Below are 24386 nucleotides of genomic sequence, written 5' to 3'. Positions count from 1 at the left end.
CATACGCATGAATTATTTAGCAATTTTTGCGAAGTATTCAAGAGTACGAACAAGTTGTGCAGTGTAAGACATTTCGTTGTCATACCATGAAACAACTTTAACCAATTGTTTACCGTCAACGTCAATAACTTTAGTTTGAGTTGCGTCAAACAATGATCCGTAAGACATACCTACAACGTCTGAAGAAACGATTGGATCTTCAGTGTAACCGTATGATTCGTTTGAAGCTGCTTTCATAGCTGCGTTCACTTCATCAACAGTAACGTTCTTGTCAAGAACAACTACCAATTCAGTAACTGATCCAGTTGGAACAGGAACACGTTGTGCAGCTCCGTCCAATTTACCGTTCAATTCAGGGATAACCAAACCGATTGCTTTAGCAGCACCAGTTGAGTTAGGAACGATGTTAGCAGCACCAGCGCGTGCACGACGAAGGTCACCTTTACGGTGTGGACCGTCAAGGATCATTTGGTCACCAGTGTAAGCGTGGATAGTAGTCATCAATCCTTCAACAACACCGAAGTTATCTTGAAGAGCTTTAGCCATTGGAGCCAAGCAGTTTGTAGTACATGAAGCAACTGAGATAACTGTTTCAGTACCATCAAGAATATCGTGGTTAGTGTTAAATACGACTGTTTTAACATCTGATCCACCAGGAGCAGTGATAACAACTTTCTTAGCACCACCAGCATGCAAGTGTTTTTCAGCAGCTGCTTTAGTAGCAAAGAAACCAGTTGCTTCAAGAACGATTTCTACACCGTCGTTAGCCCAGTCGATTTGTTCTGGATCACGTTCAGCGGAAACTTTAACGAATTTACCGTTAACTTCGAATCCACCTTCTTTAACTTCCACAGTACCGTCGAAACGACCTTGAGTTGTATCGTATTTCAACAAGTGTGCAAGCATAACTGGATCTGTAAGGTCGTTGATGCGTGTAACTTCAACACCTTCTACGTTTTGGATACGACGGAAAGCAAGACGTCCGATACGACCGAAACCGTTAATACCAACTTTAACTACCATTCGTGATTTCCTCCTTATGAAAATCAAAAAAATTTTTTGTGAAAAGAGTAACTTGACACAGCGCCAAACATCTTTTAACAGTCTCTATTATATACTTTATTGCATTAAAAAGCAACTATTTCCCAACGAAAAGCAAGATTTATCATAGATCACCACCTCTTTTATTAAAGTTTTTCACAAAGTCTTGATCGATAGGAAAAGCGCTATTTTACTTGTACTCACTTTTGGAACAAAGAAAAACTCTTCCCAAAGTGGGAAGAGTTTTTAAGCATTGGTAAATTAAGCTTCACCTTTAGCTTTTTTAATGATTTCTTCTTGTACTGATTTTGGTACATCTTCGTAGTGGTCAAATACCATCATGAAAGTACCACGTCCTTGAGTTGCAGAACGAAGGACAGTAGCGTAACCGAACATTTCAGCAAGTGGTACATAAGCACGAACGATTTGGCTTGCACCGTGTGCTTCCATACCATCTACACGTCCACGACGAGCAGTTACGTGACCCATAACATCCCCAAGGTTTTCTTCAGGAACTGTGATGGTTACAAGCATCATTGGTTCAAGGATAGCTGGTTGTGCAGTCTTAGCAGCTTCTTTAAGCGCAAGAGATGCAGCGATCTTGAAGGCAGTTTCAGATGAGTCGACATCGTGGTATGAACCATCGTAAAGCTTAGCTTTCACGTCAACCATTGGGTAACCAGCAAGAACACCGTTTGCCATAGATTCTTGAAGTCCTTTTTCTACTGCAGGGATGAATTCACGTGGAACCACACCACCGACGATAGCATTTTCGAACTCGAATCCTTTACCTTCTTCGTTTGGAGTAAATTCGATCCAAACATCACCAAACTGACCTTTACCACCAGATTGACGTTTGAAGAATCCACGTGCTTGTGTAGAAGCGCGGAATGTTTCACGGTAAGATACTTGAGGAGCACCAACGTTAGCTTCAACCTTGAATTCACGTTTCATACGGTCAACAAGGACATCCAAGTGCAACTCACCCATACCAGAGATAACTGTTTCACCAGTTTCAGGGTTTGTTTCAACGCGGAATGTTGGATCTTCTTCAGCCAATTTTTGAAGGGCGATACCCATCTTGTCTTGGTCTGCTTTAGATTTAGGCTCAACCATCAATTGGATAACTGGTTCTGGAACTTCGATTGATTCAAGGATGATTTTTGCTTTTTCATCTGTCAATGAGTCACCAGTTGTAGTATCTTTCAAACCAACGGCAGCAGCGATATCCCCAGAGTAAACTGTTTCGATTTCTTTACGAGTGTTGGCATGCATTTGAAGGATACGTCCGATACGTTCACGTTTACCTTTAGAAGTGTTCAATACATATGAACCTGAGTTCAAGACACCTGAGTAAACACGGAAGAATGTCAAACGACCTACGAATGGGTCAGTCATGATCTTGAAGGCAAGAGCTGCAAATGGCTCTTCATCAGATGCTGGACGTTCTTCTTCTTCGTCTGTATCTGGGTTTACACCCTTGATTGCAGGGATATCAAGTGGGCTTGGAAGGTAGTCAAGGACCGCATCCAACATCAATTGAACCCCTTTGTTCTTGAAGGCAGAACCACAAAGTACTGGGTAGAACTCAACGTTGATTGTAGCTTTACGGATACCAGCTTTCAATTCTTCGTTAGTGATTTCTTCCCCTTCAAGGTATTTCATCATCAAGTCTTCATCAGTTTCAGCAACTGCTTCAACCAATTTTTCACGGTATTCTTGAGCTTGTTCAAGGTATTCAGCTGGAATATCTTCTTCAAGGATATCTGTACCAAGGTCGTTAGTATAGATTTCAGCTTTCATCTTAATCAAGTCAATGATTCCGCGGAAGTCATCTTCAGCACCGATTGGCAATTGAATTGGGTGAGCGTTTGCTTGAAGACGGTCATGAAGTGTGCTTACTGAGTAAAGGAAGTCAGCACCGATTTTATCCATCTTGTTAGCGAATACGATACGTGGAACTCCGTATTCAGTTGCTTGACGCCAAACTGTTTCAGTTTGAGGCTCAACACCTGATTGTGAGTCAAGAACGGTTACAGCACCGTCCAAAACGCGGAGTGAACGTTGAACTTCGATAGTGAAGTCCACGTGTCCTGGTGTGTCGATGATGTTTACACGAGTGTCTTTCCATTGAGCTGTTGTAGCGGCAGATGTGATAGTGATACCACGTTCTTGTTCTTGCTCCATCCAGTCCATTTGTGACGCACCTTCGTGAGTTTCACCGATTTTGTGAATCTTACCAGTGTAGTAAAGGATACGCTCAGTTGTAGTTGTTTTACCAGCATCGACGTGAGCCATGATACCGATATTACGAGTTTTTTCAAGTGAAAATTCGCGTGCCATGAGGTTTGTTTCTCCTATATTTTTTATTTCTATATTCTATTATAACATGATTTAATAAAAACGGATAGGCAGGACCTACCCGTTCTCAGTGTTTTCATGCTAAGTTTTGGTTCCAACTTGTAAGAAGAGTTGAATTGGGTTCAAGAGCTGACGAAGCTTAATTGAACTCGGGCTAAAGTTAGTTAGCCGATTTGAGCCGGAACGGGATGCTGTGTGAAAAAGATAAACTTCCTTGTATTCATCGAATACTGCGTCAGTTTCCTATTTTCACTTTGCATCCTTACCGTTCCTAGCATCATGATCTTACCAGCGGAAGTGTGCGAATGCACGGTTAGCTTCAGCCATACGGTGAGTATCTTCACGTTTCTTAACAGCTGCACCAGTGTTGTTCGCTGCATCCAAGATTTCTTTTGCAAGACGATCAACCATTGTGTGTTCACCACGTTGACGAGCGATTGTTACCAACCAACGAAGTCCAAGGGTTGTACGACGTTCTGGACGAACTTCAACTGGGACTTGGTAGTTAGAACCACCGACACGGCGAGCACGTACTTCAAGTACAGGCATGATGTTTTCCATAGCTGTTTCGAATACTTCAAGAGCATCGTTTCCAGTAGCTTCTTTAATTTGTTCGAAAGCTCCATAAACGATTGAAGCAGCTGTACCACGTTTACCATCAAGCATAACGCGGTTGATAAGACGAGTAACTAATTGTGAATTGTAAAGCGGATCTGGCAATACATCGCGTTTAGGCGCACGGTTTTTACGACTCATTTTTCTTTATCCCCTTTCCTTATGCTTTTGGTTTTTTAGTACCGTATTTAGAACGGCCTTGTTTACGATCGTTTACACCTGCAGTATCAAGTGCTCCACGGACGATATGGTAACGTACCCCTGGAAGGTCTTTTACACGTCCACCACGAAGAAGAACCACGCTGTGTTCTTGCAAGTTGTGTCCGATACCTGGGATATAAGCAGTTACTTCGATCAAGTTGCTCAAACGTACACGGGCAAATTTACGAAGGGCAGAGTTAGGTTTTTTAGGTGTCATTGTTCCAACACGAGTTGCAACACCACGTTTTTGTGGTGAAGAAACGTTTGTTTGAACTTTTTTATGACTGTTGTAACCAACGTTCAAAGCTGGTGATTTAGATTTTTCTACTTTTGATTTACGCGGTTTGCGAACCAATTGGTTAATTGTAGGCATCTACATTCTCCTGTGAAATTTTTTATTTTTGGTGATGGTACACTTGGTGACAGCTACCATCTGTGTGTACTTTTGCAACATTTGTCAGCACGTCCCTGTACACTCTTGAGAGACCAAAAGTAAAAAGTACCGTCTATTATTATAACATGACGGCACTTTGATTGCAAGATGTTTTTTTATTTTTTAAAGAAGTCGAAAAAGTTCATTATTGTCCAGCTTCAGCAGGTTCTTCTGCCCCTGCATCTGCAGCCGGAGCATACTGCTGTTGCTGTTGTGGTTGAACTGTCGCATTGGCTCCAGCTACTCCAGCATTGGCATTGGCATTGGCATTAGTATTTGCGTTCGCGTTCGTGTTGGCATTAGCGTCTGTTTGAGTCTGCTGTGTTGCCGCTGTGTCGCTCTCATAGGTCAGTCCATAATAGTTAGCGATGTATTGGATACGGGCCTCAAGCGATTGCTTTTGAGTCGCATCTTTGACTTTCTTCACAGCAGCTTGGGCAGCGTTCACAGAATCTTGACTTGGGGTTGTTTCCATTTGAACGACTGCTTTTTCAGCAGCTTCTGTATTTTTCTTTTCTTCCTTCTTTTCTTTTTCTTCCTTTGTTTCCTTTTTCACTGGAAGGGAACCTGTTTTTTTAGCAGGTTGAATTTCTGTCGTTACCTGGGCAGCCGTATTCTTTTTAACGGTATACAAACCAGCTACCAATATAAAGGATAGAGACAGAACTGTCACCAAGCGAATCCACAAAGGGCTATTATCAAATCGATCTAAAATTCTTTTCACTTTTTGATCCTCCTTTGCTGCTCTTAATCAAAGATATTCCCAACTTCGACACTCAATTTATTTTCTTTTACATCGATGTTGGTAACGCGCAATAAGGATTTGTGTTCAAAGAATTCACGGTCGGTTGCAGCATTATCCGCAAAGACAGCTACCCCTGCTAATTCAGAATCAAATTCAGACAAGAGGCTGACCATCCCGTTAATCGTTCCGCCACCTTTAAGGAAGTCATCGACAATCAAGACCCGGCTTCCTGCTTTTAGGCTCCGTTTTGAAAGGAACATTTTCTCAATGCGATCCCCACTTGAGCCTGAAACATAGTTGACACTAACGGTTGACCCTTCTGTGATTTTCAAATCACGACGGACAATGACGAATGGAACATTCAAGACATTAGCTACTGCATTGGCTAGTGGAACTCCCTTGGTCGCTACGGTCATGACAGCATCAATCTTCTTATCTCGGAAGGCTTTGGCAATGATGCGTCCGATCCGATTCAAAATCTTCGGATTGCTCAAAAGATCAGACAAGTAAATGTAGCCACCAGGAAGGATACGATCACTTTCAGACAGTTGCTTGCAAAGATCCTCAACGATTTCTTTGGATTCTTGATCTGAGATAGACGGTGTAAAGATCACGCCTCCACCAGCTCCTGTAATGGTCTCAATATTTCCGATTTCCATCTCTTCAAAAGCCCGCTTAATAATCACGATATCTTCTGAGATGGAAGACTTGGCAGACTCATACTTTTCCGCAAACGTATTGAGGCTAGTCAATTCATAGGGATGGTTGATCAAGTAATTAGAAATTACGACCATCCGTTCACTTCTTCTTAATTTCATTTTCTCACCATGTAGTTTTTTCTATCATTATACCATAAGAAGCGAAAAAAACGAACATTCTGATTTACAGAAGGCCGTTTTTTCCTGATTATTTTATTTTTGGCAGAATCATTCCCGTATTTATCTCTGTTTTTACTAGTCGAGATTCGGTTTATAGAAGGAACGATTTTCCATAGCGAAGATTTTATTGGTCATCTCGCCAGGACCAATTAAGCCAAGTGCTGTTGTCATCATCATCATTTCCGCATCCAAATTATCGATCATATGAATAATCTCTGCTTCCATGATTTTTGGACGAACGGGACTACCGTATTCCAGCAAGCCATGGTGACTCAAGATCACATGGCGAAGGACGATCACTTCTTCTTTTTGATCATCAATCTTCAAGTCTTGCAAGACCTTGGTGATTTCTTCATCGATCAGTGCAATGTGGCCGATGAGGTTGCCTCGAACAGTGTATTCTGTATTTTCAGGTCCCGTCAACTCAATCACTTTGGCCAAATCGTGTAACATAATCCCTGCAAAGAGCAAGCTCTTATTCAACTGAGGATAGATATCGCCGATACTATCTGCCAAGCGGACCATGGTCGCTGTATGATAAGCGAGACCTGCTTCAAAGGCATGATGGTTGGTTTTAGCAGCTGGATAGCTATAAAACTCTTTCTCATATTTCCCATAGAGGGCACGGACAATCCGTTGCCAAACTGGATTTTCAATTTTGAAAATCATGTTTGACAGGTATTCATGCAATTCCTTGGGATCTACTGGTGGTTTTTCCTTGAAGTCTGCTGGATTGTTGGGCTCTCCTGCTTGTGGCAAGCGCATATTCAATTGATTAACTTGCGGAGTATTATTGTAGACCTCCCGACGACCAGCCATATGGACCACGCGCCCAGCTGTAAAGCTCTCTACATTGTGAGGTTGGGCATCCCATAGTTTACCTTCGATTGTACCGGTCTCATCCTGGAAGACAAAGGCGAGGTAGTTTTTCCCGGCCCGCGTTTGACGCACTTCTGCTGACTTGATCAAATAGAATCCTTCGAACAATTCATCTTTTTTCATTTGGTTAATTTTGACCATCATCTTCTCCATCTTCTATATATACATCTAGTCCCAGCAAGTCCTCATCGCTTTCGATTTGGCGGAGTGTCCGCTCGATGGCACTGGTCCGTCTGGTTAGCAAATCATCAATATTATTGGAAGCATTCTTTAAATGGCGCTGAGTCTTGGCCAGAATCCCTCCAAACTTATGGAATTCTGATTTGACCGATCCCAACACCTTGCTAATGTCATCTGCACTCTTTTGGATGTTGAGCGTTTTAAAGCCAACAGACAAGGAGTTCAAGAGGGCTGATAGCGTACTTGGACCAGCCACTAAAATTTGTTCGTCCCGACGCAAGCGATCGAAGAATTCTGGATTGCGAACCACTTCGGAATAGAGGCCTTCAGTTGGCAAAAAGAGAATTCCGAAATTCGTCGTCGCTGGTGGAAAGAGGTATTTTTGTTGGATATCCTTAGCAAAACGCTTGATACTAGCAAGAAGGGCCTTGCGGTAACGCTCGATCTCCTCTTTCTCTCCTGATTCATAAGCTTCTTCCAGACGATAGTAGTCTTCCAGTGGGAATTTAGAGTCAATCGGCAGATAGACTGGCTCCTCTCCTTGTCCTGGAAGCTTAATAGCATACTCCACGCGCTCACTAGATTGGGGAACGGTGACAAACTCCCGCTCATACTGGGCTGGGGTCAAGATATCTTCAATGATTTGACCCAGCTGCAATTCGCCCATAATCCCACGCGTCTTAGTATTGGAGAGAACTTTATTAAGAGTTCCGACATCCCGCGCCACTGTCTGCATTTCTCCCAACCCTTTGTTGACCGACTCCAATTGTTTTGAAACCGTCTCAAAGGAGGTCTGCAAGCGGTGCTGCAAGGTTTTCTCCAATTTTTCTTCTACCGTTTGGCGCATCTGTTCTAGCCGCACTTCATTGGACTCTTGGATCTGGCGCATGCGCTCATCTGTTTTGTCCCGATTTTTAGTAAAATGCTCATTCATATCAGCGCGCAGAGCCGTCGTCTGCTGGTGGATCTCCACTCTCATCTCGGTTAAGCGATCTGTCAGGGCGATCTCTAACTGCTGATTGGCAATCTGGCTTGCTTGTCTTTCTTTTTCAAAACGATAGTCCAACTGGTCTGTCAAATGATCCTCGTGGTCTTCCAGCATCTCTCGTAAAGCCGGTCTGGTGTCATCTGACCGTTGCAAGAGATAGATGAGGAGGCCCAGATTGAGCAGGCCAATCAGAAGCAGAATGATATTCATATTAACCTCTGTCTTTACTATAAACAATGACAAGATAGCCACGATCAAGACTCACTTGAATCGGTTGATCCAAAAATTCATTGGAGCCATACATGGCCTTCAAAAAATAATTCTCCTGATGGAGCGGATACTTGGCTCCTGTGATCTCTAGGTGGCCTTGTCCGACAGGCGTAAAACCAACATAAGACATGGCTGGATCTGGCTGAATCTCATGGCAACCTGCTGGTCTGTAGATCAAGCGATTTTGACCATCGACTAATTGGATCTGCTCCATGTAGGGAGCTAGGTCTGGATCGGTCGGCAAAAAGATATTGGACAAAAAGTGATCCAAGCGACCACCAAAGGCACCGTAAACAGTGACCGCAGCCTCTGGATAGGCCTCAAAGGCTGCTTTCAAGGCCAATTCCAAATCCGTATCGTTCTTTTCAGGGACGGATTGAACAACTTGCTTGGCTTGGGTTTGGATCTTGCGCAAATCGGTCTCAGAGACGGAATCGAAATCCCCCACAGCTATATCTAAAGGCAGACCTTGTTCCAGTAGCTTCAAACAGCCACCATCAACGCCTACATAAGCGTCATGATCTTTTGGCAAGAGCGTGCTGTCACCTCCCGCCAGTATTGCGATGTTACCCATTTACTGCATCTCGGAGCGTTTGAACGCGCTCATTAACATCTCCATTAAAGACATAAGAGCCTGCTACAAAGACATTGGCCCCAGCTTCTTTGGCTTGGGAAATAGTTTGGCCATCAATTCCACCATCCACTTCGATATCAAAGTCGAAACCTTTTTCTTCACGAAGAGCGGCTAATTCGCGCACCTTGTCCATGGTTTCCGGCAAGAAGGCTTGGCCACCGAATCCTGGATTAACAGTCATAACCAAGACTTGATCCACCAAGTTCAAGACATGTTTGATACTGTCTACAGGAGTTCCTGGATTGATCACAACACTCGCCTTCACACCCGCTTGACGAATTTTTTGAAGAGCTCCGTGAATATGGGGAGTCGCTTCTACGTGGATGCTGATGATATCTGCTCCTGCACGGGCAAATTCTTCGATATGGTGTTCGGGATTGGTGACCATCAAGTGGCAATCAAAGACCAACTTGCTATGTGGACGCATGCTCTCTACGACACCAGCTCCAAAGCTGATATTAGGCACAAAATGGCCATCCATGACATCGATATGGGCATAGTCAGCTCCTGCTGCTTCTAAGCGTTTCAATTCACTTTCAAAATTGGCATAATCGGCACTCAAAATTGAGGGGGCTAATTTCATTGTTTTCATCGTTGTAGTGTCTCCTATTTTGGCATTTTTTTCGAAACTTTTTTATAGGTTTCGCGACGGTTTTCAATCTCACTTAGAAATTGCAAGTAATCCTCATAACGGAAAGATGCAATTTCCTCTCTTTCAACGGCTGGTTTCACCGCACAAGCGGGCTCATGCGTGTGGGTACAGGTACGAAATTTACAAGAGTGGCTCACATCGGCGATCTCTGGGAAGGCTTGATTTAAGTCTTCACTGGTTGTCACTTCATAATCGAGAGAGGAGAAGCCAGGCGTATCTGCGATCTTTCCTCCATTTAAATGGTAAAAGCTGACAGCTCGGGTCGTGTGTCGACCGCGCCCCAGACTATCTGAAATCTCACCCGTTTCAAGCTCCAGATCCGGAGCGATTTTATTGAGCAAGGTCGATTTTCCTACACCGGTCTGTCCCATAAAGACCGTGGTTTGATTGGTCAAAAGGGGCAAGAGTTCCTCAATCGACAAGACAAAATCATAGCCAATAGCCTGGTAGATTCCTTGGTAGTAGTGGATGTCTTCCATATCTTCTAATAAGTCCAGTTTTGAAATATAGACAATGGGATGAATCCCCTTATGCTCCAAAAGAACCAGAAAACGGTCTAAAAGATTGGCATTGAAATCCGGTTCCTTAGCTGACATGATCACTACCGCCTGATCAATATTGACAATAGGAGGGCGCACGAGGCTATTTTTTCGAGGCGCAATGCTCAAAATGTAGCCTTCTGAATTCTCTTCAGCAGAGAACTCCACCTGATCCCCCACATAAGGAGTCTGTCCTTTTTTTCTAAAATTTCCACGAGCCCGTGTCTGGTAAATGTGACCATCTGACTCCACGTAGTAAAAGCCAGCCAAGGCCTTGACGATTGTTCCTTGCAAATCGCACTCCTTTGAGATTAATACTATCTATTATACCAAAAAATGAGAAATAAGGCTGGTTTGCTTGATAAGAAAAAACGAAAAGTGAACCTCTCCGGACGCTTTTAGAAACGAATAGGTTCGTTTTTTAAATGGATAGAAACAGAAGACGGAGTATCCGTTATGACTTGTCTTTTAGCAGAATTCGGGAAAGGGCACCTTCCTTTTTTTCCTTGGCATTTTTCCTAAAAAGTGTATAATAGAACTATGCGGAGGTGGTGGAACGGCAGACACGCATGCTTCAGGCGCATGTGCCCCTTCGGGCGTGAGGGTTCAAATCCCTTTCTCCGCATCTTGGAAAGGTGGCCCAGCTCGGTACGGCACCGGACTCGAAATCCGGCAAGTGGATTTTTATTCACGCGCGGGTTCAAATCCCGTCCTTTCCTTCTACAAAAACAAGACATGAGCTACGAAGCTCATGTCTTTTCTGTTATTTTATTCCTACTTCTAGAAGGCTATCTGCTAGGCGGGCGAAGTCTTCTAAGCTGAGAGCTTCTCCTCGTACAGAAGGTTGCAGGCCTGCAGCTTGGATTCCTGCTTCCAGCTTGGCTTTGATTTCTTCGGTCTTGCCAAAGCGACTGGTCAAGTTGTTCCAAAGCGTTTTGCGTCGGTGGACAAAGCTAGCCTTGCTGACAGAGAAGAAGAAATCTTCATCCTTGACTGCTACTGCTGGTTCTTCGCGACGGACCATCTTCAAAATGGCAGAGTCGACGTTTGGTGCTGGCACAAAGACGGTGCGAGGCACGATAAAGGCTACCTTGGCAGTCATATAGTATTGGACTGCAATGGATAAAGAACCATAAGCCTTGGTGTTGGGCTCAGCCGAGATGCGGTCTGCCACCTCTTTTTGCATCATGACCACAAATTCTTGGAAAGGAATCTTGGATTCGATCAAGTGCATGAGGATAGGAGTTGTGATGTAATACGGAAGGTTAGCCACCACCTTGATCGGAAGGTCTGGATTTTTAAACTCTGCGATGTACTGGTTGAGGTCTACCTTGAGGATGTCTTGGTTGACAACCGTGACATTGTCAAAATCCCGTAAGGTATCCGCCAAAATGGGAACCAGGCGGTCATCGATCTCAAAGGCCATGACTTCTGCCGCATTTTCCGCCAAGAACTCAGTCAAAGCTCCAATTCCAGGACCGATTTCGATGACATTGACCTGCTTATCGATCTCTGCCGTATCCACAATTTTTTGAAGGATGTTGGTATCGGTCAAAAAGTTTTGACCGAAGGATTTTTTAAAGGTAAATCCGTGACGCTCCAGCACTGCCTTGGTCACGCTATAATCTGCAATTCTCATGTATTCTCTTTTCTATTTATTAGCTAAAAACAATATATAAAACCCACATAATTCCTAGTGCCAACAAAATCCAAAACACTAAAAGAACACGAGACTTGTTCCCTTGTGAATCGGCTCCAGTCATATCGATCGCTTTCTTATCTTCTTGGGGGTTCATTTTCTTCAGTTCATCCTGATAGGCAACCGAATCTAGAATATTGTCTTCTGGCAATAATTCTGAAGCATAATAATCAGGAAAGCCCATAGCAAGACCAATTAAGTTCTTTTCTGTCAAAGAAAAATCTAAATCTTTGGGTTGATTTTCCCGAATAGCTCGTATATTTTTTAACAGTTTATCAGAAACAACAGACACTTGGTCCATAAAAACAACATCTAAGACATCAAATCCGAGCACATCACCATCTTTTACGTTTGCAAGAATATAACGAACAAAGGCATCATATAATTGTAAGGTCTGAGAAGCATTTTCTTCTAAAAAAGACCGATTTTGGAGGGCGTTTTGCTGGAATTTTTCAATAGGAAGCAAGATATCTACATTCTGCTCTTGGTAAAATCTTTCTGCTTGTTCTTCATCTTCTTCAAGTTCTTCTGCTGTTTCCCAGAGAGCAATAGGAGCTTTTAAATCTTCTTCATCCCAAAACAATTGCCAAAAATAAGGTATCGTGTAAATTCCCTCTGTTAAGATACGAGCTTCATCTCCGTTTTTTAAGTAAATATAACTTCTATTCGCCATTCCATTTCCTTTCAAAATCTTTGAAAAAGGGTAGTGGTTCAGGTAAGATGTAGATAAAACTATATAGTTTCCCAATGAAAGAAACTCTCTAATCTTTATCTCTGCCTTCTAGTTCCTCACTAAACTTTTGCATTTCCTTAAAAGCTGTTAGGCTAACATAGGCACCCGCTTCATAATACTCCGTTGGATTTATGGCATAGTCAAAGCCTTCAATCATGCCACCAGCTTCTTCAATCATGCCATTCCACTTTTCATCAAAGACCATTCGCAGACGTTTCCAATCAGTAAATACTGGCACAGAATTGCGCCCATCTTTTCCTTCTCTGACTGGGATGCTGAACTTAGCGTCTTCTTTCAATACAAAGGAGTTGGCTCCCTGACTCTTATCGGGGAATCCCGAAGTAGCATTTAAAGGAATGAGGAGTTTGGCTTTTGGCATGGCTGCTGAGAAGAATTTATAATAGAGCTTATATATTACTTCTTCGTCATCTGTTGTAGGCTTATCCATCTGCCCCATCAACAGCATCCATCTTACAATATCAGGATTCATAACAGGAACTTGTATCTCTGGTAGGTTCGAAAAATCTGGTTTCTGAACCAAAACAGAAGCACTAATGCTGACTTCCTTGGTATTAAAGGCTGCTCCCAAAGCTCCATTTAAGTAAAAGGCTGTCCCAAGAAAATTCTCAATTCCTTTTTTATCTGCTGTATTTTCAATCAGTTTCACAACTGAATTTGGTCGACGATCAATGGTTTCCTTAAATTGGTGATACCAACGCGGCGTATATAGCATGATCATCGGGTCTGAACAGAGATAGCCCTCTTCACCTTTATCATAGGTCGTTGAGAAAAGATACGCTTCCCCCGTTTTTTCTGAAAAGACCGCGTAAATCGAATCTGCTGCTAACAACTTGTCCTTGACGATTTCTGCTAGGCGTTCTAGCTTTCGAGTGTTAGCTTGATAGCTTTCTTCACTTCCAGTTTTCTGATTTTGACGGCACTCCCATAAAAAGAGGCGCAATATTTCTATGCTATCATCAAGACTAGCGGCTTGATAGTCTTCATTGGACATTTGACCTTTTTGGACAATTACAAACGCGTTATAAAGAGCATCTGTATAGCTTGATAGCCGTTGTTCCTCATCGACACCATAACTATAGAGAACACTTCCCTTTTTAAGATTAACCAAGGAAGTTTCCATATCGATGACCAAATGAGCTAGAGATTCATCCGTGAGAACATCTACATCCTTATTTTGATTAATGAGTTTTTTCACGACTACAGAACCAAGAGCGTCCATACCTTGATCGGGATTGCAAAATTGCAGACAATCCCCAACCTTGAGTCCGCCCTCTAAGCTCCCAATAATCAATAACTCATTCGTCTCCTTTATCGGAAATAGTTCTAGAACTCCCAAGCATGTTTTGTCAATTGACTCTACTGTTTTGTTTGTTGCTTCAGTTGTTTCTGTCTTTTTTAAAAAATCGAAGATTCCCATAAATTATCCTCATTATCTACACTCATAACAAATCCTATGGAGTCACTTTTCTAATGCTTGCAACCAAGCCTGATTAAACCGTATATACTTACTTCTATTGCGTCATCTTCCCCTTGCTTTTGGGGGAGTTTCTCAATTCTCATAACTTTTCATGGTAGCTTCAACCTCAGCCAAACTAATTCCAAACAACTCCAAGCGTTTGAGTAATTGCTTGCCATTGCAGTAGCCGATGCGCAAGGCTTCTCCTAGATATTCCCGCCGTTTGCGACTATCGCTTCCCATCAACAGTCCAAGCCGCATCAAGTCGGTCTTTGTGATATCAAAGAAATTTTCATCTTCGTAAGACCCGACCAGTCCAGCTAGGGCTTTTTCTAAATCTTCAAAGTTCGCATGCTCCACTCCAAGAGAACGCCCCTTGGTCTTGGATTTGGGGACTGCTTCACCACGATTTAAAAAGGCATGTTTGGCTTGGGGCACCTCTTGCATAATGATCTTGCGAATGCGCTCGCCATTATAGTCTGGATCGGTAAAGACAATGACCCTACGCAACTCTTGCAAGGTAGCAATTCGTTCCAAGTCATCTTGATCGATCGCAGAGCCTCGCGTTTCATAGGTATCCACCTCATAAAAACGACGGAGATTGGCTGTGTCATCCTTGCCCTCCACGATAATCACTTCCGGTATTTTTCTTTTCTCAGTCAAGGCCAAATACCTTTCTTGCATTGTCATAGGTTGCCTGAGCCACTTCTTCTGTTGTTAAGCCACGTAGTTCTGCAATAAAATCTACCACATAACGAGTGTAGGCTGTTTTATTTTCTCGACCACGTTTGGGAACTGGTGCCAGGTAAGGGGCATCTGTTTCAACCAAGATCTTGTCTAACGGAAGGCCAGCTGCCGCTTCTTGGACATCTGTGGCTTTCTTAAAGGTCACCACTCCAGAAAAGGAAATCATCATTCCCAAATCCATGAAGCGTTTCGCTTCTTCTAAACTTCCTGAGAAAGAATGCATGATCCCACCGCGAGGACCAACTCCTTCACTCTTGATGATGCCATAAGTATCTTCTAAAGCATCGCGTGTATGCACCACAAAGGGGAGGTCCAAGTCCTTAGACAATTGAATCTGACGACGAAAAACCTTTTCTTGGACATCTTTTGGTGCCGTCATCCAGTGGTAATCCAGACCGATTTCTCCGAGTGCGACAACTTTGGGATGTTTTAGCTGTTCAAGTAAATAGGCCTCCACTTCAGGAGTATAATCGCCTGCCTCAGTGGGGTGCCAACCAAGCGTGAGATAGAGTTCTGGATGCTGGTCTGCCAACTCCATGGCACGCTCAATCGTCGGTTTGTCAAAACCAACGATATTGTGGGCTACAACACCCATTTCCTTGGCCAAGTCGAGCTCTTCTTGTTCTTTTCCTGCGAATTCTTCCACATTGAGATGGGTGTGGGTATCAAAAATCTGCATGATCTTCCTTTTCTTCCGAGTTTTTCTTCTTTCTATTATAGCAGAAAGCGCCTCTAAATTCACTTTCGGACAAAACAAAAACCAGTAGTCTCGAGTTTCTACTGGTTTTTAGGTTTTTATCTGAATTAGGCAGCCAAAACTTTGCGTCCTTTACGACGACGAGCTGCCAATACGCGACGACCATTTTTAGTTGCCATACGGTGACGGAAACCATGTTTGCGCGCACGACGAAGTTTACTTGGTTGATAAGTACGTTTCACGATGAATACCTCCTCATAGATTTTGTATTCGTTTAGCCGGCTAGTTGTGATCAGTTACTAAACATACCTTACTATTCTATCGGATTCGACTCTATTTGTCAATAGCTATGGCAAAATTGTTGCAAATACAGGTCGGAGAACACCTTTCTACACCTGACGGGTTGCCAAGTAATAGGGTTCCAGAGCCACCAGCGCCTCTTGCAACTGATCCAGGATATTCTCTAGGGAACTCTCCTCAACTAGAGAAACATCGTATTTGACGAGGACCTTACGAACCGTCCCTTCTGCTACTCCTTGCAACAGATCATGGCGATTCTTTTCTGTTCCTTCTACCCTTTGACTCTCTCCATTTTTCTGGGCGAAATAATAAACTGGCTGAGTGATGGGTATGGTGAGAACCATTTGTTGTTTTTGAAGGCTCTCCTCATCTTTTTTTCGCTCGATAAAGCTCACCTCTAAGGAAACTCCAAAATCAGCTGCATCCCCATAAAGCCTCAAGGCAAACATGGGCTCTGCCATCGTCCCTTCTCCTTTTAGATAGGCCCAAAAATGAGGCCGCAAGACCTGGGCCTGGTTCATCCATTGGCTAGTCCGATCCTGCTCCAAGTAAGGGTGACGCTGCTGAAAGGCTGAGACTAAATCGGTGAATTCCTTACGAGCTGCTTGAGCTAGGGCACGATACTGCTCCATCTCTGGGGCTAGCACCCCAGCCTTTGCTGGGGCCTGGTAGTGAATTCCTTGAAGCTTTAAAAACTCTCGAATCGCTGCAAATGCCATTTGCTTCCTTTCTAAACCTAAAAAAGGAGAGATCGGCTCAATCCCGTCTCTCCCTTATGGGAAATAATAGCTAGATTATCCTTCAATGTCGACAACTACATAACGGTTTGGTTCTTCCCCTTCAGAGTAGCTAGTGACTCCTTCCATCTTAGAGACGATCCGGTGAATGATTTTGCGTTCACTGTTTGACATCGGATCTGTCTGTTGGGCTTGCCCATCTTCGAGGGCACGTGTTGCCAACTTCTGAGCATAGCTTTGAAGAACTTCTGCCCGGTGTTCTACATAGTCATTAACATTAATGGTAATGTAAAAATTCTTTGAGTAGCGGTTATAGAGGTAATTTTGCGCCAAAAGTTGAAGAGCCTTCAAGACTTTTCCGTGGTAACCAATGACACGTCCTGGCTCATTGGTATCAATTTGCATATTGACCGTACGGCGGTTGTGACTGCTTGAGATAGTCGCATCCACATCCATTTCATCGACCACTGTTTGAACATAGGCTGTCACATCAGCTACGACTTCTTCGATGTTGTAGTTTTCCTCTACCTCGATACCAAGGTTTGAGAAATCAGACTCGCTTGATTCTTTTGCCGCTGGTTCTTTGACTTTTTCAAGGATATGTTCATGCCCTTTTTCTTCAAGAACGGTATCTGCTTCTTTGTCATGTTTCAGGATTTCGGTCTTGATTTCTTCAGAGACAACTTCTCCTTCTTCTTCGACCTTTTTGATCGCTGCAACGACGCGTCCGAGATCAACCGTTGCTTCGCTCACCGTCTTAACCGGTTCGTTTTGTGCATTGATCTCATCTGGGACACCTTTGACAGCTTTTTGATTGGCTTTTACAACAGTTGTTTCTGCAATGGGCTCAATCTCTACTTGGGCTGGTTTTTTCCCAAACAAGCCAAGAAAACCTTTCTTTTCACGCGCTACAACCGTAATATGTGCCTTCATACGAGGAATATCTAAATCGTTCAGACCTTTTTGAATCGCTTCTTCAACAGTTGCTCCAGTATATAGGACCATATGTCCACCTCTTTCTTATTTTTTCTTTTTCTGTGCTTTGTTTAGGGCACGGCGTTTTTGTTTTTCCATGTCGCGCGAAGCTTGTTCTTTTGCTTCACGCTCTGCGATAATCTTGAAGGGGTTGTTCAAAAGATAGGTTTGCCCGACTTGGTAAGCATTGGAAGTCACCCAGTATAGTGCGACCCCGCTGGCTGAGAACAAGGCAAAGAAGAAGATCATCACAGGCATCACATACATCATGGTTGTCGCACTACCATTGCGCTCTGGCATGGCTTTATTGGTCAACCAACTGCTGAAAAATGTGAAGAGTGCGGCAAGAACCGGCAAGATATAAGTCGGGTCGATCGCGCCAAGGTCCAACCAGAGGAAGTGACCGACTTTAAGGAATTCGACACGGCTCAACGCTTGGAACAAGGCCATCAAGACCGGCATCTGGATCAAGAGAGGAAGGAAGGCTGAAGACGTTTTGACGCCTTTTTCCTTGTAAAGGGCCCGCATCTCTTCAGAAAGCTTGGTCCGACTATCAAGATCCTTCCCAGGATACTTAGCTTGCAATTCCTTGAGGAGAGGTTGAATTTCCTGCATTTTGCGGGTTGAATTCATTTGATATTGGAAGAGAGGCAAGAGGACCGTCCGTATGACAATGGTAAAGACGATAATCCCTACACCGATACTTCCGCCAAAGGACAAGAAGCGGATGGCTTCTGCAAAGAAGTAGACGAAACGTTCCCAACCACCTGTCGACTGAGCTGTCACTTGAGAGGTTCCACAAGCTGTCAAGACCAATAAGGCCGCTCCTAATAATCCAGTTAACTTCAGTTTCTTTTTCACATTATTCCCTTTCTTGGTAGACATGCGCTAATTTTAAGACATGTACAAGATTTTTCTCTACTTGATGAAAGTCGAGCTCCTCCACTCCTTTACGAGCAATGACAACAAAATCATCGGTCGTAAGGAAGGCTTGGTGTTTGATCAAAACATGGCGAATCAAACGTTTGATACGATTTCTAGTCACAGCATTTCCCAGTTTCTTACTAACAGACAGGCCGACTCGAAAATGCGGTTGGTCCTTGCGCAAGCGGTAAACAACGAATTTCCGATTGGCAACATTTTGACCACTTTTAAAAATAGCATTAAAATCTTTGTCACGTTTGACGCGGTAGCTTTTTTTCAAACCTCAACTCCCTCTATTAAATTTATTCTATTATACCATATTTTCAAAAAAAACCAATCTCACTCAGGAAATCGGTTGCTACTTAAATACAGATAAAAGTAAAGGCAAGGTGTAGTAGAGATTGAGCAAGATATGAGCCAAAATAGGAGAAAGGAGCGTCTTACTCCGATAATACAGGATCCCAAAAATCACACTCGGCAGGAGATAGATAATAGAAGCTCCTAGCGAAAAAGGATTGTGGAGAAAATGTAAGCCACTGTAGATGAGGGCTGGAAGCCAAATCTCAGCATAGAGTTTCCAGTCTTTAAAGTAGGCATTCACCAAGGCTCCACGAAAGATCAGCTCTTCTGTCACTGGCCGGATGATAACCATTGCGATCACTAGGATAAGTACCCCTGTGGGGCTAATTTCCCGTGGAAACAAACTCAAAACGGCTGCTCGTCCTTGAACAAAACCACTGATGAAGTAGTCCAACCAGTAAACTAAACAGGCCGCAAAAACGGCTTCTATCAGGGCTTGAAGAGGATTCTTCCCCAGCTTAAACTGCGCTTTTTTAGAAAAACGATAGACCAAAAATCCTGTAAAGACTGCATAGAGGCCTTCTAGGCCAAATAAGGTCCAATAATAGCTATTGGCGCTTGCTACACTATTGGAGACATACTGGGCCAAGGGGCGAAATTGAGGCCGAACATAAAAATAAAACAAGAGCAGAAAGAGGGGATAAAGCAGTGAGAGCTTTCCTTTGATGAATTTCATAGATACCTTTCCTATAAAGTATGACAAATCGTATAGTGCATCTTACCATAATCGTGACAAGGTTTCAATGAAAAAGGATGACTTCCTACTCTCTGAGATAGGCCACATAACCACCTAAGACAGCGACTAGAATCAAGAGACAAAGAAAAGTTTCCATCCATACAAGAGCTGTCAAGAAAGGTAGTTGCAACAAGCCTTGGGCCATTTTTAAAGAGGTCGCTGTAATGACCGTTGGAAAGGTAAGAGCTGAAAAAGCAGGTTGAAAACCTTCTTTGACCATTCTTGGCAGGCGCGTCAAAACAAAGAAATAAAAACCTTGCGAGGCCACCACCATGATCAGTAAGAACCAGGTAGGAAGGCTTGCTCCACCGACACGAATCAGAGCTGCTAAAAGAAGGGAAAATGGAGCGCAATAGATACCTTCTTGCCCCAACAGATGACTGGGTAAGGGCTGCTTTTTCCCATCAAAATAAATGACTGGGTAGAGAAGAAAGGTCAAACCAAAACCAATCACTAAAGCGAGATAAGCAATCTCCCTGATTCCTACAACAGGGTAGGTCAAGGCTGCTACTGCAATGCCCACATAGAGAACGGTCCAACTCGGAGTGGCATTGGCTCTTGGACGCACCATGACATGGGTCTTGGTAAAATAAAGAATCAAGCAAAGATCCAAGAGAAAGGCTGACCACCAAACCAACTGAGATAGACTTCCAAAGGCGGGAAAGAGGCGAAAAAGATAGGTGGATAGAATCATCCCTGCCATGGGAAAGGTCGCCAGCCCAGATAACAGGGATGGCTGTTGGAGTTCTATCTTGGTTTCTTGCCAGCGAATCGCATGATAGACTAAAAAGAAAAACCAGAAGAACAAACCTGTCAGACTAAAGGCATGGGCAAGAACAGGCAGAGAGTCTGCAAGAAGGTTTCCAGCGCCAACTAGTCCTAACAGACAACCTGAAAATACTAAGGGAATCTTTTTCATCGGAAGCTCCAATCATTTTATCGCTTTCAGTATACCATAAAATCAAAGGGAACATCATCAAAAAAAGAAGTTGGTTTACCAACTTCTTTTAGAATGTAATACACCTGTTTCTTACATAATACATCCTAAATGATACTTAAAAAATTAAAAAGATATCAACTATTAGGCTCACTTAGACATCTACTGAAACTTTCCGCCGTGAGATAAGTGCCTGAAATAATTATGTTTCAGGCACTCGGGATTATTGAGACCTTAGGCTCAATAATTAGTCATGGAACTTCCTCGAAGTTCGCTGACGTCCGTACTCACCTAAGGAAAGTTTCTAAGATGACTCTATCTACAATTTGAAAGAAGTTGGAGAATACCAACTTCTTTTTATCCATTCTATTAGAAATTAGGCCTGTACGACCATCATATAAAGAAATAAGGATACGAGAAAGACAATACTAACAACAAGGGTCGCTAGCTTGAGTCCACGGTGGGACCGCCAGTAACTTGGTTTTCCTAGGTTACTGGTCGCATCTGTTGAAAGCGATTGTTGTTGGCGAGGCTGCAGGGTGATCAGAACCACAAGAGCGAGGGATAAGATCGAGATCCCGATTGCAAATACCATTTCCATCTTAGGATCCTCCTAACACTCTGAAGAGGGTAAAAATAACTCCCAGCAGAATCACCAAACCAATGATCACATTAAAAGTAACATTGATCTTTTCAGAACGTGTCGTCTTTTCTTTTTCGGCAGGACGGCGTTTGAGAGACTCCATCCGTCCTTCTACTTCTTTGTAAAATAAATCTTTCTTACGATCACTCACTGTGTCCACCTATCCCTTCTTGCAAGCGAGCTTTGAAAACAGCTGGCTCAACGCTACTTGATTGGGCAATTTGTTGTGCGACGGCTTCTCTGTAGTTATCCACAGATTGGTAGATTTCCTGGATACGGGCCACCACATCTGCTTCTTTTCCTTGATCAAAGATATTGGCTTGTGCGAGGAAGTGGCGGTCATGCAGGGTATGGCTAAAGGTAAGGATGACTTGCTGGTGTTCGAAGGCCTTGCGAACAATGCCTTGTACCTCTGCATAGTGGTTGATATCCAGATAAATACTAGAGACCTTAAGCAACTCTTTGATCCGCTCTTGACTGATATTTTGGTACAAGACCACATTTGGGTAGCGGACCATAGACAAGAGGCTCGCAGACATCTCCGTCAAAGCTGCTACACGGAAGGTCACATTTGGCAAGTTCTCTACTAGGTAGGTCAAGGCTTCGATCTGATCCGAATTGGTCAAGACAAAGGCGTCTTTACGGATATCGTCTTTCACCTTGAAATCATACAGGTAGCCAAGGGGACCAAAATAGCTATGCTGATCTTGCGAGGTCAACTGCAAAGCACGATGATAGGTCGCGTTTTGCGGAATCAAGATCTTCTTGGTCCGGATTTCTGGGCTCTTTAGAATCAACTGCATGTTGCCCGGAAGGCTGTCGTGAAGAGGCTCTTGCCACACCAGGACGTCGCGTCCTTTGATGCCTTTATTGCCCAGCTGGAGACTAATGCTAAAGGAGGTAGCCAGCGTATTGTAGACCAAACCATCTAGATCAAAACCACGATACTCTAGATAAAAGACAAAGTAATCTAAGCGATTCTTGAAAATTCGCATGGGTTGATGGTCCAAGGTCAAGATCAAATCCCCTGTTTGGTGATTTTCTGTCAAGCGCTCGGTATCCCCTTCAAAATAAGTAGTCACCAAATACTGTCCCTGATCGCCACAAGTCGTTACGGCAATCTTACGACCGTATTGGTCGTAGTGCTCAATCATGACCACTTGTCCCTTGTCATCTAACCACTCTAAGCGCTCGACGATGCGTTTGTAGGAAGCAGCGTGGTACACAATTCGAGCCTTTTCTTGACCATAGTAGGTCACTTTTCCCGAACTATTATCCCCAGAAACTTCCCAGAAATCAGGAACTGGAACTTCATTAAAGTAGCGTCCCCGCTTCTCTCCTTTTGCTTGTCCTAAGAAATAGATAAATGGAGACTCGACACCGTCTGGTAAGAAACCATTTGGCTCCAAAACAACGGTCGGGTGGTCAAAGCCAGACTCTTTCATAGAGTGGAGCAAGTCTTGGCTTTCACGAGAATAACTATCAAATACGTTCAGCATGTGTCACCTCTTCTATCAATTGTGCCCAAGCTTCTTCTACTCGGCTGGTCAAAAAGTCTTCTGCACGCGCATAAGATGCTTGACGCATGCTGGCTAGATCATCCTTTTTGTATAGCTGGATGATTTTCTCCGCAAAGGCAGAAGCAATCTGGTCGACCACTTGATCTGCTGAAGGCGGAATGAGATAGCCATTTTTACCTTCTGTGACAAAGGTTTGGTTGCCATAAGGAACATCAAAACCGATGATCGGAAGTCCAGAACCAATCGCCTCCATCAAGGTCAACCCAAAGCCTTCGCTGGTCGACGCGGACAGGTAAACTTCATAGTTCTTATAAATTTCTTCCAGATTGGCATGTCCTTTGAGATGGATATAGTCTGCCGCTCCCAATTCATCAATCAGAGAACGCAGCTTGCCTTCTTCTCCACCTTTTCCATAGATGTCAAAAGACAGTTCTGGCAATTCTTTTTTGGCGCGAACCACTGCTCGCACCAACCAGTCAATATGCTTTTCTGTCGCCAAACGTGAGGCAGTAATCATAGAAAATGGGGTGCGATTTTCGTTTTGTGGCAAGCTTGCAAGACTCCCAACCGGAATGGTATAGATGGCCGGCTGATGGTTGGTGTATTTAGCAAACTGCTCAGCCAAGATTTCTTTTTGGCGATCAGTCGCGACAATAAAGAAGTCTACCTTGTCTGCATTGGTAAATTGGTACTCGTAGTAGTTGTTCCACAGGATATACTGATCATCAACATTATTGGCACTGAAGTGCTCGGCGTGAACGACCACACCCAGACGGGCTTTTTGCGCTTCTTCAAAGATAGGCTGCCCGATATTAGTTTCCCGATCCAAAATCACCAGATCTTGTTTGGTCAATTGAAGAGTTTGCATGAAGTAGCGGATCAATTCTTGGCGACCAACTAGGTAGCGATCTGGGAAACGATAAATTTCGCGGCCATCTGCCATCTGCATGCTGTAGGCAACCGTCCCGTCTTCATTGTAAAAACGGCGCTCAATCAAGTTGGCTTGATTGTTTTTGGGAATAAAGTACTCAGTACAATAGCGGGTATAGGAGAAATAATCCTTTCTCACCAAAATTCCTCTAGACACGTACTCGCAACGTTCAACATAGGGACTGTTTTCTGCGCGCAGGTAGCAGGTCAAAAAGTTGTCCTGGTCCTCATAAAAGAAGCGCTTGATCTTACCATCGACTTCTTCACGAGTCGGTTTTCCGGCAAATCCTGCTAAGACCTGATCAATGGTATAGGTCGTTGGCGCAATTTTTATATCTGTAAAATGGCTATAGAGCCAGATGATTTCATCATTTTTAAAACCGATATTTTCTGTTAAATGTTGGATATTATCGGCTAGAATCATATCCATAAAGACAAACTTGGCTGGTTGATGGATATTGCGTAACAACTGGGCACGGTAGGCCTGGGCATACTCAACACCACTGCTGGCCCAACCGATTCCAAGGTTGATATTGTATACTGTCATAATGTCCT

General features: G+C 43.5%; 27 protein-coding genes and 2 tRNA genes. 2 read left to right on the top strand and 27 right to left on the bottom strand.

Annotated elements, in window-relative coordinates; all coding sequences use genetic code 11:
- Positions 1–12: 12 nt before the first annotated feature.
- From gap to rsgA, 11 genes are all read right to left on the bottom strand, one after another.
- A complete protein-coding gene (gene gap / locus SM123_RS01845; protein ID WP_320909694.1) occupies positions 13–1023 on the bottom strand; it encodes a type I glyceraldehyde-3-phosphate dehydrogenase in 1011 nt (336 codons plus the stop codon).
- Between the two features lie 279 nt (positions 1024–1302).
- Entirely contained in the window at positions 1303–3384 is a 2082-nt protein-coding gene (gene fusA / locus SM123_RS01840; protein ID WP_003003071.1) for an elongation factor G, read from the bottom strand.
- 303 nt (positions 3385–3687) lie between these two features.
- Entirely contained in the window at positions 3688–4158 is a 471-nt protein-coding gene (gene rpsG / locus SM123_RS01835) for a 30S ribosomal protein S7 (protein WP_003003105.1), read from the bottom strand.
- A 19-nt stretch (positions 4159–4177) separates the two neighbouring features.
- Positions 4178–4591: a 30S ribosomal protein S12 gene (gene rpsL, locus SM123_RS01830; protein ID WP_003003125.1), complete on the bottom strand. Its 414-nt coding sequence runs from the start codon at positions 4589–4591 to the stop codon at positions 4178–4180.
- 205 nt (positions 4592–4796) lie between these two features.
- Entirely contained in the window at positions 4797–5375 is a 579-nt protein-coding gene (locus SM123_RS01825; protein ID WP_320909693.1) for a hypothetical protein, read from the bottom strand.
- Positions 5376–5398: 23 nt separating this feature from the next.
- Entirely contained in the window at positions 5399–6214 is an 816-nt protein-coding gene (gene purR / locus SM123_RS01820) for a pur operon repressor (RefSeq protein WP_037599408.1), read from the bottom strand.
- A 135-nt stretch (positions 6215–6349) separates the two neighbouring features.
- Positions 6350–7294 (bottom strand): 3'-5' exoribonuclease YhaM family protein, encoded by a 945-nt coding sequence (locus SM123_RS01815; protein WP_150906852.1) that lies wholly within the window; start codon positions 7292–7294, stop codon positions 6350–6352.
- A complete protein-coding gene (locus SM123_RS01810) occupies positions 7281–8531 on the bottom strand; it encodes a DNA recombination protein RmuC (RefSeq protein ID WP_320909692.1) in 1251 nt (416 codons plus the stop codon). The genes SM123_RS01815 and SM123_RS01810 overlap by 14 nt, the downstream gene beginning before the upstream one ends.
- 1 nt (position 8532) lies before the next feature.
- The gene (locus SM123_RS01805) at positions 8533–9165 is read right to left on the bottom strand and encodes a thiamine diphosphokinase (RefSeq protein ID WP_320909691.1); all 633 of its coding nucleotides are present in this window, start codon (positions 9163–9165) and stop codon (positions 8533–8535) included.
- A complete protein-coding gene (rpe, locus tag SM123_RS01800; protein WP_320909690.1) occupies positions 9158–9817 on the bottom strand; it encodes a ribulose-phosphate 3-epimerase in 660 nt (219 codons plus the stop codon). Before rpe ends, SM123_RS01805 begins: the two co-directional genes overlap by 8 nt.
- 14 nt (positions 9818–9831) lie before the next feature.
- Entirely contained in the window at positions 9832–10710 is an 879-nt protein-coding gene (gene rsgA, locus SM123_RS01795; protein ID WP_070590178.1) for a ribosome small subunit-dependent GTPase A, read from the bottom strand.
- 248 nt (positions 10711–10958) lie between these two features.
- Between rsgA and SM123_RS01790 the strand changes: the two genes are divergently transcribed.
- Together SM123_RS01790 and SM123_RS01785 are read left to right on the top strand one after the other, a co-directional pair.
- Positions 10959–11041 (top strand) — tRNA-Leu (locus SM123_RS01790).
- Positions 11042–11045: 4 nt separating this feature from the next.
- Positions 11046–11135, top strand: a tRNA-Ser gene (locus tag SM123_RS01785).
- A gap of 44 nt (positions 11136–11179) precedes the next feature.
- On the opposite strand, the gene rsmA is transcribed toward SM123_RS01785, so the two are convergent.
- The 16 genes from rsmA to gtfA form a co-directional block, all read right to left on the bottom strand.
- Positions 11180–12055: a 16S rRNA (adenine(1518)-N(6)/adenine(1519)-N(6))-dimethyltransferase RsmA gene (gene rsmA / locus SM123_RS01780; RefSeq protein WP_320909689.1), complete on the bottom strand. Its 876-nt coding sequence runs from the start codon at positions 12053–12055 to the stop codon at positions 11180–11182.
- Positions 12056–12074: 19 nt separating this feature from the next.
- Positions 12075–12788 (bottom strand): hypothetical protein, encoded by a 714-nt coding sequence (locus tag SM123_RS01775; RefSeq protein ID WP_049471809.1) that lies wholly within the window; start codon positions 12786–12788, stop codon positions 12075–12077.
- A gap of 88 nt (positions 12789–12876) precedes the next feature.
- The gene (locus tag SM123_RS01770; RefSeq protein ID WP_320909688.1) at positions 12877–14286 is read right to left on the bottom strand and encodes an SseB family protein; all 1410 of its coding nucleotides are present in this window, start codon (positions 14284–14286) and stop codon (positions 12877–12879) included.
- Between the two features lie 132 nt (positions 14287–14418).
- Entirely contained in the window at positions 14419–15009 is a 591-nt protein-coding gene (gene rnmV / locus SM123_RS01765) for a ribonuclease M5 (protein ID WP_320909687.1), read from the bottom strand.
- A complete protein-coding gene (locus SM123_RS01760) occupies positions 14981–15751 on the bottom strand; it encodes a TatD family hydrolase (protein WP_049471812.1) in 771 nt (256 codons plus the stop codon). Before SM123_RS01760 ends, rnmV begins: the two co-directional genes overlap by 29 nt.
- Positions 15752–15876: 125 nt before the next feature.
- Positions 15877–16011 carry a 50S ribosomal protein L34 gene (gene rpmH / locus SM123_RS01755; protein ID WP_003003086.1) on the bottom strand — a complete coding sequence of 45 codons (135 nt, stop codon included), beginning with the start codon at positions 16009–16011 and terminating at the stop codon, positions 15877–15879.
- A 147-nt stretch (positions 16012–16158) separates the two neighbouring features.
- The gene (locus SM123_RS01750; protein WP_320909686.1) at positions 16159–16788 is read right to left on the bottom strand and encodes an HI_0552 family protein; all 630 of its coding nucleotides are present in this window, start codon (positions 16786–16788) and stop codon (positions 16159–16161) included.
- 75 nt (positions 16789–16863) lie between these two features.
- Positions 16864–17811: an RNA-binding cell elongation regulator Jag/EloR gene (jag, locus tag SM123_RS01745; RefSeq protein WP_118396391.1), complete on the bottom strand. Its 948-nt coding sequence runs from the start codon at positions 17809–17811 to the stop codon at positions 16864–16866.
- 15 nt (positions 17812–17826) lie between these two features.
- Complete coding sequence (locus SM123_RS01740; RefSeq protein WP_003015944.1) at positions 17827–18642, bottom strand: YidC/Oxa1 family membrane protein insertase; 816 nt, start codon at positions 18640–18642, stop codon at positions 17827–17829.
- A 1-nt stretch (position 18643) separates the two neighbouring features.
- Positions 18644–18985 carry a ribonuclease P protein component gene (gene rnpA / locus SM123_RS01735; RefSeq protein ID WP_003002960.1) on the bottom strand — a complete coding sequence of 114 codons (342 nt, stop codon included), beginning with the start codon at positions 18983–18985 and terminating at the stop codon, positions 18644–18646.
- A 78-nt stretch (positions 18986–19063) separates the two neighbouring features.
- Entirely contained in the window at positions 19064–19741 is a 678-nt protein-coding gene (locus SM123_RS01730) for a CPBP family intramembrane glutamic endopeptidase (RefSeq protein WP_070586735.1), read from the bottom strand.
- Positions 19742–19826: 85 nt separating this feature from the next.
- Entirely contained in the window at positions 19827–20720 is an 894-nt protein-coding gene (locus tag SM123_RS01725; RefSeq protein WP_320909685.1) for a TDT family transporter, read from the bottom strand.
- Positions 20721–21114: 394 nt separating this feature from the next.
- Complete coding sequence (gene asp5 / locus SM123_RS01720; protein ID WP_003003038.1) at positions 21115–21339, bottom strand: accessory Sec system protein Asp5; 225 nt, start codon at positions 21337–21339, stop codon at positions 21115–21117.
- A 1-nt stretch (position 21340) separates the two neighbouring features.
- The gene (asp4, locus tag SM123_RS01715) at positions 21341–21532 is read right to left on the bottom strand and encodes an accessory Sec system protein Asp4 (RefSeq protein WP_003003066.1); all 192 of its coding nucleotides are present in this window, start codon (positions 21530–21532) and stop codon (positions 21341–21343) included.
- Positions 21525–22880, bottom strand: a complete 1356-nt coding sequence (gtfB, locus tag SM123_RS01710) for an accessory Sec system glycosylation chaperone GtfB (protein WP_320909684.1) — start codon at positions 22878–22880, stop codon at positions 21525–21527. The genes asp4 and gtfB overlap by 8 nt, the downstream gene beginning before the upstream one ends.
- The gene (gene gtfA, locus SM123_RS01705; protein WP_134974401.1) at positions 22864–24378 is read right to left on the bottom strand and encodes an accessory Sec system glycosyltransferase GtfA; all 1515 of its coding nucleotides are present in this window, start codon (positions 24376–24378) and stop codon (positions 22864–22866) included. Before gtfA ends, gtfB begins: the two co-directional genes overlap by 17 nt.
- Positions 24379–24386: the final 8 nt, after the last annotated feature.

The organism is Streptococcus sp. S5, from assembly GCF_034134805.1.
In the GTDB taxonomy this organism is placed as follows: domain Bacteria; phylum Bacillota; class Bacilli; order Lactobacillales; family Streptococcaceae; genus Streptococcus; species Streptococcus lingualis.
This window is presented reverse-complemented; position numbering and strand designations above follow the sequence as displayed.